Source organism: Aquimarina aquimarini (genome assembly GCF_900299535.1).
GTDB lineage: Bacteria > Bacteroidota > Bacteroidia > Flavobacteriales > Flavobacteriaceae > Aquimarina > Aquimarina aquimarini.
In genome coordinates this window covers 203,239-222,015 of the sequence record NZ_OMKE01000023.1, presented here as the reverse complement: position 1 = coordinate 222,015, position 18,777 = coordinate 203,239, and the positions used below count along the sequence as shown (strand labels likewise).

Sequence of the window (18,777 nt, the reverse complement as noted above, 5' to 3'; positions counted from 1 at the left end):
CAGTTTTAGTATACATATTTCAATTGTTATGCCATAAACTTTTAAAAAAAAATTAAAAAAACTGTAACAAAGTATGGCAATACATATCTTTAATGTAAAAGTAAATTATTTTTTTGTCACTAACTGAACTAAATACGGAGCAATTAATAGCTAAATGTCGAGAGCAAGATCAAAATGCGCAGCTCGAAATATATAATCGTTATTATAAAGCTATGTTTAATACTGCATTGAGAATTGTAAAAGATCCTATGGAAGCTGAGGATGTTATGCAAGAAGCTTTTTTGGCAGCATTTACCAAAATAGCAATGCTTGATGATGATACTATGTTTGGTGGCTGGTTAAAAAGAATCGTTATCAATGCCAGCTTAAATGTATCTCGTAAAAAAGACACGTATAATGATGTTGCTTTTGAAAGTGTTGAATATACTCTAACAGATGATAGCGGAGTTGTTGAAGAGGATTTGACCTCTATAAAAGCAAAAACAATAATTCATACACTAACTCAACTAAAAGACAGTTATAGCAACGTATTATCATTACACCTTATAGAAGGGTATGATTATGAAGAGATCTGTCAAATTATGAATATATCATATTCTAATTGTCGTACGCTTATTTCTCGCGCGAAAGAAAGCTTACGAAAAAAATTACAAATTGTATGAAAACAGATGAAATAGAAAAATTATTTGAACGCCTAGAAGGTCAATTAGATATACATGAACCGTCAGGTAATCATAAAGTACATTTTTTGGAAAAACTACAACAACAAAATAAAGTTGTACAGCTTCAACCCAAAAAAATAAACTGGTACAAACCACTTATGATAGCAGCTTCGATCATCGTATTATTTGGTTTGGCTACCATATCATTTATACCTGACCAAAAAGAAGAAATAGATTTAGCGAATGTTTCTCCTAAAATGCAGGAGACCCAGAGCTTTTTTACTTCTGCTATTCAATTGCAGCTAGAAGAAATAGATAAGATTTCATCACAAGAAACTAAAGAATTGGTTCTAGATGCAATGAAACAACTAGAAAAAATGGAAACCGATTATGAAACTCTTAAAAAAGACCTTTTTCATAGCGGAAATGATAAACGAGTGATCAGTGCCATGATTAATAATTTTAGGAAACGTGCTAATTTATTAGATGAAGTACTGCAAAAAATCAACGATATTAACGAATTTAAATTATCAAAAAATGAAAACTCTATACTATAATATCTTCTTTTTGATAGTATTTCCCACACTGGTATTTGCTAATAACGGAGGACCAAAAGGAAAATATTCTAAAGAAAAGACATTGAAAAAAGAATTTTCTGTCAATGCTAATGCTTTATTAGAAATAGATAATAACTATGGGAATCTTGATATTACTTCTTGGGAGAAAAACCAGATTAACATACAGGTCATAATCAAAGTAAGTGGTAATGATGAGGAAAAAGTAATTAAAAAATTAAAATCAATAAATGTTGAGTTTAGTCACTCCTCACAAAAGGTGACTGCCGAAACAGTTTTCAATAAAAATGAGGGTTCTTGGTGGGATAAATGGACTAATGGTTCTAATAACAATCTCAGTATGAAAATTAATTATATTATCAAAGTTCCTGTAACCAATAAGGTGAATCTTGAAAACAACTACGGCAGTATTACCCTGGATAAAATCAAAGGAGATGCTACTATCAATTGCGATTATGGTCAAATTATTATAGGAGAATTATTAGGTAATACTAATAAAATCGATATTGATTATACTAATAATAGCTCAATCTCATACATAAGAAATGGTAAAATTAATGCTGATTATTCTAATTTTGAAATAGGGAATAGTAACTATATTGATCTTAATGCTGATTATACTCAGTCCAAATTCAAGTCTGTAAAAAAATTAAATTACAATTGTGATTATGGTGGGATTAGAGTTGAAAATGGTGATGAAATCACAGGAAACTCTGATTATCTAAGTTCTAAATTTGGAAGTATTAACAAACGATTAAGTATTGACTCTGACTATGGTTCTATTCGAGTTAATGCCCTACAACCTTCTTTTGAAAATGTAACGATCAATACTGATTACACAAGTATTACTATTGGATATGAAAATGATTGTAATTTTGATTTTATGATAGAAAACTCTTATGGTGGTATCAAATTAGATGAAACCATTAATTTACAAAAGAAGTATGTAAAGGATAATAAAAAGAATTATCAAGGCTATAGTGGGCAATCCAATACTGGTAAAACTATCAATATAACTTCTAGTTATGGTGGGGTAAAGATTAAGAAAAACTAATATCAATTATTATGAAAATAAAATCAATATTATTTGTTTTAGGCTTTGTATTGAGTGTTACAACGTCATTGCAAGCACAATGGTTTGGAAGTGGGAAAAGAATTAAAGGTAATAGAGATTATGTTACCAAAAACAGAACGACAAATGACTATGATAAAATCAAAGTAAAAGGAAATCTGGACATCTCATTGATTTATGGCACAGAAGGTAAGATAAAAATAGAAGGAGAAAGTAATCTTATCCCCTATATTCTAACAGAAATTGAAGATAGTGTTTTAAAAATTTATATAAAAAAAGGATATAATATAAGTCCTTCACTAGGCAGTAAACTATTGATTACTGTACCTTTTAAAGATATCAATGGAGTTTATATGTACGGGTCTGGTGACATATCGGGTACCGATCTAATTAAAACTTCTGATTTTACAACAAAAATATCTGGTTCTGGTGATATCTTACTTGCTGTAAATGCAAAAAACGTAACAGCTCAAATTACAGGAAGTGGAGATTTGGTTTTAAAAGGGGATACTCAAAATTTTGAAGGATGTGTTACTGGATCAGGTGACTTATCTGCCTATGATCTAAATGCAGAAAGTGTTACAGCCATGGTATCTGGATCAGGAGATATAGAAGCCACTGCTTCTTTATCTATAAAAGCTCGTGTATCGGGATCGGGAGATATAACTTATAAAGGAAATCCAAAAAAAGAAGATAAAAAAGTGTCTGGATCTGGTGATATTACAAAAAGATAACCTTTATATAACCACTACTGAATAAGCTGTTTAGAGCATATAGATTCTCTAAGCAGCTTGTTTATGAATAATAAATCTCTATTTTTACACTATATACTTTATTGCAAAGTGCCTTTGGTAGTATTGCAATTGATGTGTTTAGATTTTACATTCACCCCAAAACAAAATCAAATTGCGGTTCTTATCAAAAAAAGAAATTCCATTTAAAGACATTGTTCCTACTGGTTATATTGATATTCACTCTCACCTCTTACCTGATATTGATGATGGAGTAAAAACAATATATCAATCTGCTTATATTCTTGAGCAATTTGAAAAATTCGGATTCAAAAAAGTGATTACAACGCCTCATATCATGCAAGATATGTGGCCCAATACATCTCAAGGGATACTCGATACAATAAAAAAACTTAAACAAGTGATTATACCTCTTGGCATAACAAAGATAGAATTACAAACAGGGGCTGAATATATGATGGATGATTTATTCTATGAGCGCTTAAAAAACAATGATATTCTCCCTTTATACAAGGATTATATTCTGGTAGAAATGTCCACTTTTGCTCCTCCTATTAATTTAAACGAAATTGTATTTGAGATTAAACTAGCTGGATATACCCCTATACTAGCGCATCCTGAGAGATATTCTTTTTATAAAAATGATCTTAAAAAGTATGATGAATTAAAAGAGCTAGGTTTCTTATTTCAACTTAATTTATTATCCCTATCTGGATACTATAGTGATCAAATCAAATCTTTTGCTAAAAAACTAGTTACTCTTGGCTATATAGATTTTACTGGTACAGATATTCACAATTACCATCAATTATACATCTTAGAAAAAGGTTTTAAACCTAAAATTGGTAAAAAGATTACAGATTTAATGAAGAAAAATGCTATTTTTTCTTAGATTTTTTACCGTAGCCATACCCATAATTATAAGACCCTTGATTATCTACTGCATTAAGTAAAACAGCTATATTAGGTAAACGTTTTTCTCTATAAAAATTCTCAGGAACTTGTAACACTCTCTTATCTGAATAGTTTTCTCTAACAATATAAATACTTAAATCACCGTATTTTGCTAACAACAAAGTATCTGTAACCAAAGTAACTGGCGCTGTATCTACAACAATATAATCATAATGTTCTTCTAGATAATCAAACATTTTTCCAACTCTTTCTTGCATAAGTAACTCTGCTGGATTAGGGGGTATCGCACCTGAAGGAATGATATCTAATGAATCTTCTATTTTATATATAATATCATCAGGTTTTAATTCTTTATTCATAATATAATTGGTAAGCCCTTTAGCATTTTTTCCATTAGGCAAATCAAAAAAGTTATGAAGTTTAGGATTTCGTAAGTCTGTTCCTAAATATGCTACTTTTTTACCTGAGATAGCAAGTGTCTTAGACAGATTAGAAGATATCAATGTTTTACCTTCCCCAGAAATAGTTGAAGTAACAAAAATAACCTTTCCTCTATTTTTACTAATTCCTGCCATCAGGAAATCAAGATTGGTTCTTAATATTCTAAATGCTTCTGCAATTCCTGATCTATCGTTCTTTGAAATCAATAACTTATTTTTAGACTTCACTTTTGGTATTTCACCTATGATTGGCATAGAAAGCACTTTTTCAAGATCATCTCTGGATCTTACCTTTACATTTAGCAAATCAGAAGTATAAAGGATAATGAATGGTAACATCAATCCAAGAAAAAGAGCACTCGCATATATTGTCCTTTTATTAGGAGATACAGGGTATGCTCCAATAGTAGATGCTCTATCAAGAACTCTTGCATTGGCTGGTGTAATATGACTTTTTATCTCTGCTTCTTCTCTTTTTTGTAATAAATATAGATATAATTGTTCTTTTATTGTTTGCTCTCGCTCTATTGCTCTAATATCTTTTTGTCGTATTGGAGCACTATATATTTGACCTCCAAAATACTGATTCTGTGTATTTAGACTTCTCAACTGTACTTTCATTGAGCTTTTCACACTATTTAAACTATTAATCAACACCTGTCTTAATCCTCCTATTTGTTGATCTATATTAACAACTACTGGATTTTGTACACTAGAGACCTTTAATAAGCGCTGTCGTTGTAAAATTAATCGATTATATTTTGAGACTGTTGCTGAAACAGTAGGGTCGCTAAATCCTGAATTTGATTGGGGTACAAGATCAAATTTACCTTCTTGACTTAACACAAAATTCCTCATAGATTCAATAAAATGAAGCTGTGTATTTAATTTTGCTATTTCTTGAGAATTTTGTGAATCTAACTGTGAGATTTGCTGAGCTTGTCCTCCTACATCGCCACTTGTTAATCCTCTTTGAGACAAATAACTTGCTGCCTGATCGTCTACTTGGGTTAAATCTCCTGAAATAAGATCTAAGCGATTGTTTATAAAATCTGCCGTTCTTGCAGAGGTTTGTTTTTTATTTTCTATAGTTGCTTTGTTATACTCTTCTACCAGATTATTTATAATATCTTTTGCCTTAGCTTTTACTGGGTCATTTAAAGAAATCCTTATAATAGAAGAATTTTTGACTGGTACAATTGATAATCTTGTTCTATAGGATTCTGCTATCAATTTTACTGGACTTATTACAATTTTGATAATCTTACCAACATTGGCTTCCATTTTATCTACACTAGGAGTAATGATTATATCACCAATACTAGTATTAATCGTATTACCAAATAAATGATCACTCAATTTTTCTCCATCTGCATTTACAAAAGAAAACGAAGTTCCCGAATTTATCCTAGCATTAAAAACTTTGGATTTTGTATGCACTATAGAGTCTGGTGACAAAAAGCTAATTTCAATCAAAGATTTAGGATAGTTTTCTACTTCGAGAATTCTTCCTTCACTAAAATATCGAACATTAAGTTTTAGATTGTTAACTACATTTGTCAACAATGTTCTTGATTTCACTATTTGAATTTCATTTTCAATACTACTTTGGTTATCGTCTAATAAGCCAAGATCTTTGAATGCAGATAATTCTGATTCACTCAAGTTCTGGTCTTGAGAAATCACAATAGTAGAAGATACATTGTATTGCGGTATTGTGTATCTTATTTTTACATACGCCAAAGTAACAAATACAAATACACTTAGCGCAAACCAATACCACTTCTTTAGATATCTAATTATCTGATCTCTAAGATTAAAACTAAACCCTGAAGAATCTAATGTTGTATTATTTACCACGTTGTTGTTACTGTTATTAGAAATCATATTCTTTTATCTTACAATAAGTGTAATTACAGATAAAACAACACCTATAACACTTATAACAATACTTAGAGCATTACTATTCGTTTTGGATTCTTTTATTCTGGATTCATTTGGCTCAACATATAGCACATCATTTTGTGCCAAATAATATACAGGAGAGTCAAAAATTGACTTCGAAGTAAGGTCTACGCGATGATAGGTATTCGTTCCATTATTCTCTCTAATAACCATTACATTCTCTCTCCTTCCTTTGATCGTCATATCACCTGCCATACCAATGGCTTCAACAATTGTAATTCTTTCATTTGGTATAGTATAAGAGCCAGGTTTTGCTACCTCTCCCATTACTGTAATCTTGAAATTTTTCAATCGTACACTTACTATAGGGTTATTTATATATATTTTTAATTTCTCTTTAATCATGTCTTTTACCTGAACTCTGGTTAGGCCTGCTATTTTTAATTGTCCCAGAACAGGAAAATCTATAATACCATTTTCATCAATTAAATAGGTAGGTTCTCCTCCTCCTGAAGTACTAGTATTTCCACCACCAGATTCTCCTAAAGAGCTACTTATAGATGATCCAGAACCTTGCATATTAAATGGCCTTGCTGCATCCATTTCCTCTGCAGAAACTTGAATACCTACTATATCATCTATTTTAAAAACAGAAGTGAATGAACTTGCTGAAATGACCTTTTCTAGATTTGTAGAATCTTGAAAATAGATCACATTTTTGGGTGCTTTACAAGAAAAAGTTGAAATTAATATAAGTACTAAAAACAATAATCTACAATGCATATTTAATTTTTTTGATAACCCCTAATAACTAATTACAAAAATATAACTTTATTTAATTCAGCAATAACATTTCCCTCTATCTCTGTTATAACTGATTTCTTTAATAATTTAAAATAAATGTATCGATTTTAACAAATCAAATCTACCTATAAAGATTATAGATAGATTTGATTTATTTTCTAAAAAAATATTTTTTTTAGAATGAGTGTGTATTTACAAATTCTATATTTTTTATTACTTGATACTTACAAGAACCTCTGAGCTCTTTTTAATATTTTCTTTGTTTATTTTATCAATACTTTCAAAAGTAGAGTTTTTAGAAATAAACTCTGGTACTATTTCTTTTAATTTTCCTACAACTTGATGATCCTGATTAAGAAGATTCATTATAGATAAATCATCTATCTTATCTTTTATTATCATACAATCAGTATCATCAAACCTACTTATCATTATTTTTTTATGATATGTTGGTAATGTATTTTCTGTATCAGCAAGAAGTTCTTCATACAATTTTTCACCTGGTCTAAGACCTGAAATCTGTATATCGATATCTTCAGGATATCTAAGTCCAGAAAGTCGTATCATTTTCTTAGCCAGATCAAAAATCTTAACCGATTCTCCCATATCAAAAATAAATATCTCTCCTCCATTACCCATGGTTCCAGCTTCTATAACCAATTGAGAGGCTTCTGGTATTGTCATAAAGAAACGAGTTACATCTCTATGTGTAACTGTTAGGGGTCCTCCTTTTTGAATTTGCTTTTTGAATAATGGAATAACAGACCCATTAGACCCTAATACATTTCCAAACCTGGTAGTAATGAATTTAGTTTTACTTGTTGCATTAATACATTTTATGTACATCTCTGCTGCTCTTTTGGTAGCGCCCATTACATTTGTTGGGTTGACAGCTTTATCTGTTGATACAAATACAAACTTATCTACTCCAAAATCTGATGACAAATCTGCTAATTTTCTTGTTCCTAAAACATTAATTTTTATAGCCTCGCATGGATTTTTTTCCATGAGTGGTACATGCTTGTAAGCAGCTGCATGAAACACCATATTAGGTCGATGCTTTTCAAATATACTTTCTATTCTATGATGATCTCGTATATCAGCTACAATTGGAGTAAAATTAGTTATCCCTTTGCTTAGAAGTTCTTGTTGTAAATCATACAAAGGGGATTCTGCCTGATCTACCAAAATAAGGCGTTTGTAATTATAATATGAAGCCTGCCTAACAATTTCACTTCCTATAGATCCAGCTGCTCCTGTAATAAGAATTACTTTACCATGTAATTCTTGCTTAATATTTTCATTTTTCATAGAGATAGGAGCTCTTTCTAATAGATCTTCTATCTGGATTTCTTTAATTTGAGAGACATTTAATTTTCCGTCTATCCAATCATTTACTGCTGGTATTATTTTTACTGTCACCTGTAAGCCTAAAAGATTATCGGATATCTCTGATAGTCTCTTTTTGCTTATATGCGGTATAGATACTATAATCTCTTTGATATTATTTTTTGCAATAAAATCTTGATCAATCACACTCGATGAATAAACTTTTACACCATTGATTGTTTTTCCAATCTTTTGTTGATTATCTTCTATAAAACCCACTACATTTATAGATCTATTTGAATCATTGGCTATCGCTGCTTGAGTAATCAATCCTGAGTCTCCTGCTCCATAAATAAGAGCTCTTGAGGTTTCTCCTATTTTTGATTTTATATAGTAATAACAATACTTAAACACTAAACGACTTGTGATTAATGTTACGATATTAAGTAAATAATGTATACATACTACAGAAACAGGCATATCAAATAATTCTGGCATAAGAAATAATTTGCCTAAACCTGTAAACGCAATCAATACTGTTACTGCCAGAAATAAATTATATGCATCTCTCATTCCTGTATGCCTGACTACTCCTTTATGCGAACCAACAAATAAAAAACTCATCGTAGCTAAACATGCCATCATAGCTATTTGATAGGTTAGATTTGCTGTATTAACATCTAGTGTAATCCCAAATCTAATTGCATATGCCAAAAAGAAATTAAAAATCGTTATTAACACATCTATTGACAATACTAGCCACTTGGATGCATATATGTGTGAATTATTTATTAAGTAGTTTTTTATCATCTCAATATATTTTTAATTACTGATACAATTCTATATAAATCATCTTCTTCAAGATTAGACCCGCTAGGTAAGCAAAGGCCACGATCAAATAGATCATCAGAAATTCCATTGAGGTAAGCATTACAATCTGCAAATACAGTTTGTTGATGCATGGGCTTCCATAACGGTCTTGATTCTATATTCTCTTCTGCTAGAGCCAACCGTATCTCTTCTCTCAACTCATAAGAGCTGGTTTCTATACAGGTTAACCATCTATTAGAATAATACCCCGCAGGTTCTTCCAGAAATTTTAATTCAGAAGAATCCGTTAGGTTGTTTTTATAATACTCAAAATTACTACGTCTGTTATTTACATGAGCATCCAGAATCTCCATCTGGCCTCTTCCTATTCCAGCAGTAATATTGCTCATTCTGTAATTATATCCTATTTCAGAATGTTCATAGTGTGGTGCATTATCTCTGGCTTGAGTTGCCCAGAAAATTGCTTTATCTTTATCTTCCTTTCTTTTTGTAACAAGTGCTCCTCCTCCTGATGTAGTAATAATCTTATTACCATTAAATGATAGAATAGCAATATCCCCAAAAGTTCCACATTTAACTCCTTGATAAGAGCTTCCTAATGCTTCTGCACTATCTTCTAAAACAGGGATTTTGTATTTTGAAGCGATTTGATGAACTTTATCTACATCATATGGCATTCCATATAAATGAACAGCTATAATTGCTTTAGGCTTTTTTCCCTTAGCAATTCTATCTTTTATAGCTATTTCAAGTTGTTCTGGACAGATATTCCATGTTGCACTTTCACTATCTACAAATACAGGTTTGGCATCAAGATATACGATTGGATTTGCAGAGGCTGCAAACGTCATACTTTGGCATATCACCTCATCACCAGATGTAACTCCTAGAAGTTTTAGCCCTAAATGTAAAGAAGCTGTTCCTGAACTTAACGCTGCGGCATAAGTATCATTTTGTAAATAGTTTTCGAGATCATCCTCGAATCCATTTACATTTGGCCCAAGTGGTGCAACCCAATTTGTGTCGAATGCTTCTTTTACAAATTTTTGCTCTGATCCACCCATATGCGGTGAAGAAAGCCATATTCTTTTTGAATCAATTATATTCATAATCTTCCCATTAATAATGAACAATAATATACTATCTACCAACGATTATAAAACACAATCATCAGTCGATGTTTTTTTTAAATGACAATCTAAAAAACTTTTGGAAGAAGGGGGGTAGAACTTCCTTTCCTAGAATTTACTTTATTATTTGTTTTCCAATTGCTAAATTAGCTTAGTTTCTTTAATTATCATTCTAAAATTTCATTTTTTAGACAGAATACGCAAAAAAAACGTCAAATGACGGTTGTTTACCTACATTCTGTCTTACAATACTGTATTCTCGTAAGAAAAATATTATAACAACACACCATTAAACTCTTCATTATGAAGATAAAACACTTTTTTTTCTATTCAAATCTAAGTAAACGATGTAATCAAAAAATGCATTTTATATTACTTTTATGTAAACTATTCTACACACTACAATAATACAGCTATAATTGGTTACATATGTGGGTAGAACACCTATTTATAACAGGGGGATTCTCCCCTTCTGATCTGATACTATTATTTTACACCTCTTTCTAATTATCTATATACTAAAAAAAATAATTAAATAAAATTTTGTTTTATAGAATTTAATCCACAATCTTACATATCAAAAGCAATACCAGTTTATTAAAAAAAGGTGTTGTTTTATCTTTCCCCAAATTTGTAATTACAAATTGATCGCAATGTTATTTAATTCTTTGAGTTTTTTTATTTTTCTACCTTTAGTTTTTATACTCTATTGGCTTGTTTTTTCAAAAAAAAATCAGCTTCAGAACTTTTTTGTTCTTATTGCTAGTTATGTTTTCTATGGCTTATGGGATTGGCGGTTTTTGTTTCTTATTCTAGCTAGTACTATTGTTGATTTTTTTGTGGGGCAGTTTATTCATGCCAGTGACTCTACTACAAAAAGAAAAACCTGGTTATGGATAAGTGTTCTATTTAATATTGGGCTCCTTGGATATTTTAAGTACTACAATTTCTTTATTTCTTCTTGGGTAGATTTTATGTATTTGTTTGGTTATGATCCAAAAAGCACATGGACTTTACAAATTATTCTTCCCGTAGGAATTAGTTTTTATACTTTTCAGACCATGTCTTATTCATTAGATATTTACTATAAACGGCTGACTCCCACAAAAGATTTTATCTCATTTGCGACATTTGTTAGCTTTTTCCCCCAGCTAGTTGCTGGCCCTATTGAGCGTGCTTCTAATCTTTTATCACAGATCACATCCAAAAGAGTTTTTAAGTATACTCAATGTACAGAAGGATTAAAACTTATACTTTGGGGATTATTTAAAAAAGTCGTGATTGCAGACTCTATAGCTCCTATTGTAGATGATATTTTTTTGAATTACAATGATTATTCAGCTTCTACCTTGATTCTTGGAGTGTCACTTTTTAGTTTTCAGGTATATGGTGATTTTAGTGGATACTCTGATATTGCTATAGGAACCGCAAAATTATTTGGAATAGAGCTGATGTCTAATTTTAAGTTCCCTACATTTTCTAGAAATGTTGCTGAATACTGGCAACGGTGGCATATATCTTTATCTACATGGTTTAGACATTATGTGTACATCCCTTTGGGAGGAAGTAGAGTAAGCAAGTTGACATCTGTAAGAAATATTGTTATCATTTTTTTAATAAGTGGCTTTTGGCATGGTGCTAATTGGACTTTCATTGCATGGGGAGCTTTTCATGCTATATTATATATACCAGTTTTTCTTATGGGTAGAAACCGTATTTATATGAATACTGTTGTTGCTCAAAATAGATGGTACCCAAATTTAACTGAGATAGCACAAATACTACTTACATTTTCTCTTGTCACATTTTCTCGTATCTTTTTTAGATCACCCTCTATTACAGATGCTTTTGGGTTTATCAAACAAATCTATACTCATTTTTCTTATGAAAGTTATCATCATCCTATGGGATATCGAATGATAGATTACTTTGTATTACTAGGTCTTTTTATTTTATATGAATATAGAATCAGAAGGGATGAACGTTCTCCCTTTAAATTCAAGTCTAAGGCTGTACGGTTTGCAATGTATGTGATTATAGTTTTTGGAATGCTATTGTTTTATGACGATCAAATCGATAGATCATTTATTTATTTTCAGTTTTAAATTCTAAAAATACTCTAAATGAAAAAGCTTATTATTAAAAGTATTATTTACACGGTATTAATTCTCTTTACTCTTGAAGGGTTAACTCGTATTTTTTATTTGGCAAAAGATACTCCTACCCGTTTTCTCGACGAATATAAAGTAGAAAAATGGCAACCTAATCAAAATGGATTTTCGGTTACTGGGAACAGGCGTCAAAATTTTTCTGAGTATCACATTAATGCTTCTGGTTATAACTCATATAGAGAATTCACTCCTACCAAAGATAAGGTTGAAATCGCTCTCGTTGGGGATTCTTTTATTGAAGGTTTTCACCAAAATTATTATAATTCTATTGGTAAAAAAATAGAGAAATCTCTTCCTAAAATTGAAGTCTATGAATATGGGTACGCTGGGTATGATTTTGCTGATCAATTACATTTGATTCATTCATATTCAAATCAATTTGATGCGATTGATCATGTGATTTTGGGAATAAAGTTTTCAAACGACCTGACTCGTGACGAGTACAAAGTGGTTAAAGGAAGACTTGCATTAGAGTCTCCTACAAATAAAACCTTGAAGAAAAGCAAACTACTTGTCTATTGTAAAAACATTGGGATATTAGATCCTCCTCAAGAACTTTTATATACTATAAAAAGCTTTTTAAAATCTAATTCAAAAAAAGCTGTAGTTGATTCTCTTTCTGCTTTAAAAAGAAAAGAGGGAAAAGAAAAAAAATACTTAGAAAATTTTGAACATTTAATTGCTAAATATGGTTTTGACAAAAATCGATTTACTTTACTTTTGGATTCAAGAATTACTCCTCCAGTTTTTATATCCTATCTTAGAAAAAATAAGATTTCTTTTATAGATTTTGCTTCTTCTTTTTCAAGTTCAAATCACCCTAAAACTTTAATTTATGACCGACACTGGAATAATCATGGGCGAGAAATCATCGCACAATTAATCATTGATTATTTAAAAAGTATAGGTATATCACAAATAAATAACTAAAAAACACTATACTTCAATCACTTGTTGCATTTTGGTTTTTCCTATTATCAAGTATGATTCCTTAAGTTCTTTTTTAGATTTTTTTAGCACTTTTACATCTGATACATGCTCTATTCCTGAGTATAAAAAATCAAATACTTTTTTTCGAAGGTAAATAAACTCCTCAGTGTTATAATCTATTTCTTTATAATTTTCATTACCACGTATTGCTTCTTCAATAGGCAAAGATTCATATTGAGGTACAGAAAAATTAAGCTTCTTTTTTCGTTTTGCTTTAAACTCTTTATATTTTACATACGCTATTTTAAAAACAAATTCTTTGAAGTTAACTTTTATATATTCCATCAACATATAAATATATGCTCTAATTGATTTTTTTGGATAGATAATTTGATGTTCAAAATTATAAATATGATTACACCACTCTCGTTTATATGACAAATCTCCCATTCCCATCTCATATGATCTGTGATTATTTGCAATACACCATTCTAATTTTTTATAAATCTCTACACTTCCTAAACTAAATTTACCATAATCGATATCATAAGAAGATATAGCACTAAAAAGGCGTTCGTAAAAATGATGATTCAATGATATCATAATAGGAGTATCATTACTATAAATGACAAACAAAGAAGCTTTTTTTTGATTGATTAAAGAAAAATAGAGGTTTTTATAATAATCCCAACGCAAAAGACTCTGACTAATATCATTACGTTGCTCAAACCTTCTAATTAGCATTGCTTTCAGTTCATTCATCAAGATATCATATTCTTCTTGTTTTATAGCCCCAAAATATGTCTTATAAGATATATCAAAACACGTTTCTAATCGTTTGATTCTTCTCCTTATTCCTTTGGCATTGCTTCTAAAACGATATTTTACATAAGCATCTGCTGAATCAAAGTTATCTAGAGATATTGTATATCCTTTAAAAAACTGACGTATTGTTTTTTTGGAATATAGGTTTGTATCAAATGTTGGTTTTAGATAATCCATAACAAAAAACACTGAGTATACTGTTTTAGAATACTCTATTTGATCTTTATTATAATCTGTATTGACTATTGTTTTTTCATCTAAATCATTTACTTCAGAGAATACCTTAGGTATTTTTCCTTTTTCATACAATTCAAAAAAGTAATCTACACGAACTTTCTTCATATTTTTACTCTATAAAAAGGAAAAAAATAATCTTTCAGGTTTTTTTTATGTTCTTCTGAATAGTCTTTATTATTAGACATACACAATTCATCATACGCTTCTTCATTTATTATTTTTCTACCTGTATAAAAAATAGCATCTTCATCTTTGGGAAATAGTGATTTTTTATGTTTATAAAGGCCATCTCCATCCTTCATTCCACCACCTAATACATAATATTTTATTTTATTTTGAATTGCCCATTCAATAATTTTTACACGTAAAAAATCATTTGGTCTGTAACTAAAATACTCTGCATTAGTACCTCCTAAAAACGCAAATAAAGTAGTTTTACATCGTATAATTAATTCTATAGAAACAGGAATGTTTTTATAATAGGCTATAGCAATGGAAAAATTATCAAGATTAGATAATATAAGATTTTCAAAATATGCGCCTGAGAAGAAATAAATACGATCTGCTTTATTACGATTCATTGTATCTACATAGATATCATTAAAAATTTCAATAATATCTTTTGTTATTTCTTCTTTATGAAATATTTTGAAAGTTAAATTATGATTTACAGCTTTCCTGTAATTGTTTCTTACTTTGGGTAAAAAGGCTGCCCATTGGCCCTCAAAAGTTTCTAAAAGAGTCCCTCTTACATTAGAAAGCGATTTAGTAAGGTACCCAGAATAATGTTTATGGTTATCGTTTAAACTAAAACGAATAAACTCTGCTATTACATTATTCTCTTTATACCATCGGTCTACACTTTTCCAAAAACAAGTAATATCCTCTTCTGATACAGTGTCACAGAATAATGGTCCACTATACCCATAAGGACTTATCACATCATAATAAGGATAACTTTTATTTTTGAATTTTATTTCTCTAAAGATAACAGGCATTAATACAATAGCTGTTTCATCTTTTTTAAATAAAAAACACATAATTTTTTCTGTATCTTTTTTAAAATGCAGTAAATGCTCAACAGAATAATATACATTATTATCCCATTTACACCGAAGAAGTTTTTTGTATTCTAAGACATCCTCATTATTAGTAAGATTATTTATTGAGAGTTTGTAGTTTTGTTTCAATTGTAATAAAGTTTGGTTAGGTTATATTAGTTTTTGTGTATTCTATACTATATGGGACGTTTTTTCAATTCTTTGTTTTTAAAAAAGTATTCTTTAATTTTTTGAGATAATACTTGAGACAACCATATTATTCTACCACAATGTTCTACATGCCATACTGCTTTGCCTTCAAATACATTTCCAGCAAGTAATGGCCCCATAATATGTAAATTTTTACTTGCTTCTAAAGAATCATTTACCTCGAAACCTATCTTTGAATCATTGGGTTTGCAATACCCTTTTTGCATCAAATTTCTCAATAATTCAGGAGTTTCTTTCTTTTCTAGATTTGTACTTCCAATACAATTGATCACAATGTGTATTGGCTGTTCATTTATTTTATTTTCTCCTGTTTCTGTATCCAGATATTCCAGCGTATATTCTTCTGTAGAAGTTTTATGAATAGTATGAAACCTTCCAGCAATATGATTAAAACGATTATCTACTTTGAGAGTGTCTACTGTTTTAGAATAATGAAAACCAGCACATCGTTGCCTCCTACCGATTTCATTACCATATATGCATGCAAATTTTTTCAATTCTTCTTGAGTAAGTGTATCTAACAAAACACCAAAAGCACTGGATATAATATCAACAGTAGATGCTGGTCCCAACTCTATTTCATCTGCATAATCTAAATCTTTGAACGCAGCTTCTGCAATATCTTTTGCTGTTATATTACTTTCTGTAGCTAATGCTTGTAAATTAAATGGGGTATACTTTTTTCTACCTTCTTCATCAATCACGGCATCAGGTAATAATCCTTGGGTAGAAAGAATTGTAAATTTATTTATTTTTGTTTTAATTTCCTCAATATCATTCAATTTATATAACAATTCAAGGCCACTTGCATTTGCTCCAACAATTAAAACATTTAACTTTTTTTCTAATTTATTGTGTACAATAAAGTTATCTATTGTTTTTAAAACTGTTTTTAATTCAGGTTTATAAGGATTATTTATAAATAATAAATTATCTTCTTTTATTAGAGTTTCTTTTTTCCAAAGAGGATTGACTGGTAAGGAACCTATGGAAAGAATAACTTTCTCTGACACTATTGAATTCTTATTATTTAGCAGAAGTTTATATTTATCTTCTACTTTTTCTATATCAACTACTTCTGTATTAATATAATCAACTTCAATCAATCCTTTTATTTTAAACTCATCTAGCTTATTTTTTACTTTCTCACCGATATACCAACCAAAAAAACGACGAGGAATAAAAAGGTGTTCCCATTCATTATTCTTTATTTTCTCTGAATGCTTATCAATCCAATCTACGGCTAAAATTCCTCCATCTTTTTTTAATTCATCTAATAGCCAATTTTTATTGTTATTCAACCATGTTATAAACTTGCTACGTTCTGGTTCTGGCAAAAAGTTTTTTAATGAAGTTATTAAGTGTACAGAAAACCCTGATCTAGATCCGTATGGAATTCCTGAATAAAATTCTTTGTATTTATCAATGATACCAATATGAATTTTTCTTGTTGTCTGATACTGATCTATTGAATCAAGAAAATGCAATATTGTAAATGAAGAGGATATTCCAGAACCTATAAAAGTAAGGTTGAATGATCTATTAGGGTTTTCTCCTTCACCATTATTGTTCTTTGTTTTTATCACTTTACCAGGGTTACCAACAACGGTTGAATAATCTGGAACATCTTTTAACACTACTGTTCCTGCTCCTATGGTGCACCATTTGCCTATTTTTATCTTTGGTATCACTACTGCTCCTACACCAACATGTGACCCTTCTCCTACTTCTACATGCCCACACAGTGCTGCTTTTGGTGAGATATGTGCATAATCTCCTATAATATTATCATGATCTATGCTGGCTGCTGTATTTATAATAACGTGTTTACCTATAACTGTATTAGGTTGGATAATTGCTCCAGCAAAAACAACTGTACCTTCTCCTATTCTTGCTGTAGGTGCTATAGTGGTTGATTCGTGAATTGCTGTTTCAAAATCACTTTTAAGGAAATTTGCTATCTCTGCTCTTTGTGAATTTACTCCTACTGCAATAATGACTGGTGGCCCTTGATGCGGGAATTCATCTATATTTTCTCTAGCTCCAGAAGCTACATTTTTTGAAGCATAATGTCTTCCTGAAGGTTTATCATCAAAAGTATGTGTAACCTCATATCCATTATTTTCTAACACTTCTCTGATGACTTGAGAATGCCCCCCCGCTCCATAAATCCTTATTTTTTTGGATTCTTCTTTTTTTAAATTTCTCATTACTATATTTAAGTTGATTTGTTTTCGTGTGTTAATAGGTACTTATATAGGTGGGGTATATCGGTTTATTATATTATTTAGTTATTTCCTTTCCAAGCAGTCATGGTTATATTTTTATCTACATTAACTCCTTCTTTCTTAATTACTTTCTTGATTGTTAATAATAAAATTTTAACATCTAAGATAAGATTTAGATTCTTTACATACCAAACATCGTATTCAAATTTTTGACTCCAAGATATTGTATTTCTACCTTTTACCTGAGCCCATCCTGTTATTCCTGGCCTTACATCATGTCTTTTTTGTTGTTCCTCATTATACAAGGGTAAATATTCAACCAAAAGAGGTCTTGGACCAATTAAACTCATATCGCCTTTTAAAACATTAATAAGCTGTAATATTTCATCTAATGAATATTTTCTAATAAATGCTCCTGCTTTGGTAATACGGGATACATTATGCTCATTATTTTTATCTCCAGATTTCAGGTCTGACATTGTTTTGAACTTAATAATTTTAAAAAGTTCACCATTTTTTCCAGGTCTTAATTGAAAGAAAAAAGGTTCTCCTTTATTTACAATTACCAACACTAAAATTAGTGTTAGTATGACTGGTAATAACAATGTGATACCAAAGAATGAAAGTACAAAATCTAACATCCTTTTTATATAGGGGTTGTACATATGCTTTAATTCGGGTTATTTTTATGTTTATAAAA

15 protein-coding genes are annotated in these 18,777 nt (G+C 30.1%); 7 read left to right on the top strand and 8 right to left on the bottom strand.

Going from position 1 to position 18,777, the window contains the following annotated elements; genetic code table 11:
* Positions 1 to 113 precede the first annotated feature (113 nt).
* The 5 genes from DG508_RS12155 to DG508_RS12135 all read left to right on the top strand — a co-directional run bounded on the left by DG508_RS12155 (position 114) and on the right by DG508_RS12135 (position 3,953).
* Positions 114 to 662 (top strand): RNA polymerase sigma factor, encoded by a 549-nt coding sequence (locus tag DG508_RS12155; protein WP_108868397.1) that lies wholly within the window; start codon positions 114 to 116, stop codon positions 660 to 662.
* The gene (locus tag DG508_RS12150) at positions 659 to 1,219 is read left to right on the top strand and encodes a hypothetical protein (RefSeq protein WP_108868396.1); all 561 of its coding nucleotides are present in this window, start codon (positions 659 to 661) and stop codon (positions 1,217 to 1,219) included. Before DG508_RS12155 ends, DG508_RS12150 begins: the two co-directional genes overlap by 4 nt.
* The gene (locus DG508_RS12145) at positions 1,200 to 2,291 is read left to right on the top strand and encodes a DUF4097 family beta strand repeat-containing protein (protein ID WP_108868395.1); all 1,092 of its coding nucleotides are present in this window, start codon (positions 1,200 to 1,202) and stop codon (positions 2,289 to 2,291) included. The genes DG508_RS12150 and DG508_RS12145 overlap by 20 nt, the downstream gene beginning before the upstream one ends.
* 11 nt (positions 2,292 to 2,302) lie before the next feature.
* On the top strand, positions 2,303 to 3,043 hold the full coding sequence (locus DG508_RS12140) for a head GIN domain-containing protein (RefSeq protein ID WP_108868394.1): 741 nt from the start codon (positions 2,303 to 2,305) through the stop codon (positions 3,041 to 3,043).
* A 172-nt stretch (positions 3,044 to 3,215) separates the two neighbouring features.
* Positions 3,216 to 3,953: a tyrosine-protein phosphatase gene (locus DG508_RS12135; RefSeq protein ID WP_108868393.1), complete on the top strand. Its 738-nt coding sequence runs from the start codon at positions 3,216 to 3,218 to the stop codon at positions 3,951 to 3,953.
* Here the strand turns inward: DG508_RS12135 and DG508_RS12130 are convergent.
* From DG508_RS12130 to DG508_RS12115, 4 genes are all read right to left on the bottom strand, one after another.
* Positions 3,940 to 6,303: a GumC family protein gene (locus tag DG508_RS12130; RefSeq protein WP_108868392.1), complete on the bottom strand. Its 2,364-nt coding sequence runs from the start codon at positions 6,301 to 6,303 to the stop codon at positions 3,940 to 3,942. The two genes, DG508_RS12135 and DG508_RS12130, sit on opposite strands and share 14 nt — an antisense overlap.
* Before the next feature lie 6 nt (positions 6,304 to 6,309).
* Positions 6,310 to 7,104 carry a polysaccharide biosynthesis/export family protein gene (locus DG508_RS12125; RefSeq protein ID WP_108868391.1) on the bottom strand — a complete coding sequence of 265 codons (795 nt, stop codon included), beginning with the start codon at positions 7,102 to 7,104 and terminating at the stop codon, positions 6,310 to 6,312.
* 234 nt (positions 7,105 to 7,338) lie between these two features.
* A complete protein-coding gene (locus DG508_RS12120) occupies positions 7,339 to 9,264 on the bottom strand; it encodes a polysaccharide biosynthesis protein (protein ID WP_108868390.1) in 1,926 nt (641 codons plus the stop codon).
* Positions 9,261 to 10,394 carry a DegT/DnrJ/EryC1/StrS family aminotransferase gene (locus DG508_RS12115; RefSeq protein WP_108868389.1) on the bottom strand — a complete coding sequence of 378 codons (1,134 nt, stop codon included), beginning with the start codon at positions 10,392 to 10,394 and terminating at the stop codon, positions 9,261 to 9,263. The genes DG508_RS12120 and DG508_RS12115 overlap by 4 nt, the downstream gene beginning before the upstream one ends.
* 674 nt (positions 10,395 to 11,068) lie before the next feature.
* Between DG508_RS12115 and DG508_RS12110 the strand changes: the two genes are divergently transcribed.
* Both DG508_RS12110 and DG508_RS12105 read left to right on the top strand, forming a co-directional pair.
* Positions 11,069 to 12,520: an MBOAT family O-acyltransferase gene (locus DG508_RS12110; protein ID WP_108868388.1), complete on the top strand. Its 1,452-nt coding sequence runs from the start codon at positions 11,069 to 11,071 to the stop codon at positions 12,518 to 12,520.
* Between the two features lie 18 nt (positions 12,521 to 12,538).
* Entirely contained in the window at positions 12,539 to 13,516 is a 978-nt protein-coding gene (locus DG508_RS12105; RefSeq protein ID WP_108868387.1) for a hypothetical protein, read from the top strand.
* Positions 13,517 to 13,522: 6 nt separating this feature from the next.
* On the opposite strand, the gene DG508_RS12100 is transcribed toward DG508_RS12105, so the two are convergent.
* From DG508_RS12100 to DG508_RS12085, 4 genes are all read right to left on the bottom strand, one after another.
* Positions 13,523 to 14,683 (bottom strand): GNAT family N-acetyltransferase, encoded by a 1,161-nt coding sequence (locus DG508_RS12100; protein ID WP_108868386.1) that lies wholly within the window; start codon positions 14,681 to 14,683, stop codon positions 13,523 to 13,525.
* Positions 14,680 to 15,768, bottom strand: coding sequence for a GNAT family N-acetyltransferase (locus tag DG508_RS12095; RefSeq protein WP_108868385.1), 1,089 nt, complete (start codon positions 15,766 to 15,768; stop codon positions 14,680 to 14,682). The genes DG508_RS12100 and DG508_RS12095 overlap by 4 nt, the downstream gene beginning before the upstream one ends.
* A gap of 47 nt (positions 15,769 to 15,815) precedes the next feature.
* Complete coding sequence (locus DG508_RS21025; RefSeq protein WP_159090806.1) at positions 15,816 to 18,059, bottom strand: NeuD/PglB/VioB family sugar acetyltransferase; 2,244 nt, start codon at positions 18,057 to 18,059, stop codon at positions 15,816 to 15,818.
* 77 nt (positions 18,060 to 18,136) lie between these two features.
* Entirely contained in the window at positions 18,137 to 18,742 is a 606-nt protein-coding gene (locus DG508_RS12085) for a sugar transferase (protein WP_108868384.1), read from the bottom strand.
* Between the last annotated feature and the right edge of the window lie 35 nt (positions 18,743 to 18,777).

Bases quoted from the DNA above. Each gene is read 5' to 3' on its own strand.
- DG508_RS12150 (WP_108868396.1), top strand. From the start codon at position 659: ATGAAAACAGATGAAATAGAAAAATTATTTGAACGCCTAGAAGGTCAA.
- DG508_RS12145 (WP_108868395.1), top strand. From the start codon at position 1,200: ATGAAAACTCTATACTATAATATCTTCTTTTTGATAGTATTTCCCACA.
- DG508_RS12140 (WP_108868394.1), top strand. From the start codon at position 2,303: ATGAAAATAAAATCAATATTATTTGTTTTAGGCTTTGTATTGAGTGTT.
- DG508_RS12130 (WP_108868392.1), bottom strand. From the start codon at position 6,303: ATGATTTCTAATAACAGTAACAACAACGTGGTAAATAATACAACATTA.
- DG508_RS12125 (WP_108868391.1), bottom strand. From the start codon at position 7,104: ATGCATTGTAGATTATTGTTTTTAGTACTTATATTAATTTCAACTTTT.
- DG508_RS12120 (WP_108868390.1), bottom strand. From the start codon at position 9,264: ATGATAAAAAACTACTTAATAAATAATTCACACATATATGCATCCAAG.
- DG508_RS12115 (WP_108868389.1), bottom strand. From the start codon at position 10,394: ATGAATATAATTGATTCAAAAAGAATATGGCTTTCTTCACCGCATATG.
- DG508_RS12110 (WP_108868388.1), top strand. From the start codon at position 11,069: ATGTTATTTAATTCTTTGAGTTTTTTTATTTTTCTACCTTTAGTTTTT.
- DG508_RS12105 (WP_108868387.1), top strand. From the start codon at position 12,539: ATGAAAAAGCTTATTATTAAAAGTATTATTTACACGGTATTAATTCTC.
- DG508_RS12100 (WP_108868386.1), bottom strand. From the start codon at position 14,683: ATGAAGAAAGTTCGTGTAGATTACTTTTTTGAATTGTATGAAAAAGGA.
- DG508_RS21025 (WP_159090806.1), bottom strand. From the start codon at position 18,059: ATGAGAAATTTAAAAAAAGAAGAATCCAAAAAAATAAGGATTTATGGA.
- DG508_RS12085 (WP_108868384.1), bottom strand. From the start codon at position 18,742: ATGTACAACCCCTATATAAAAAGGATGTTAGATTTTGTACTTTCATTC.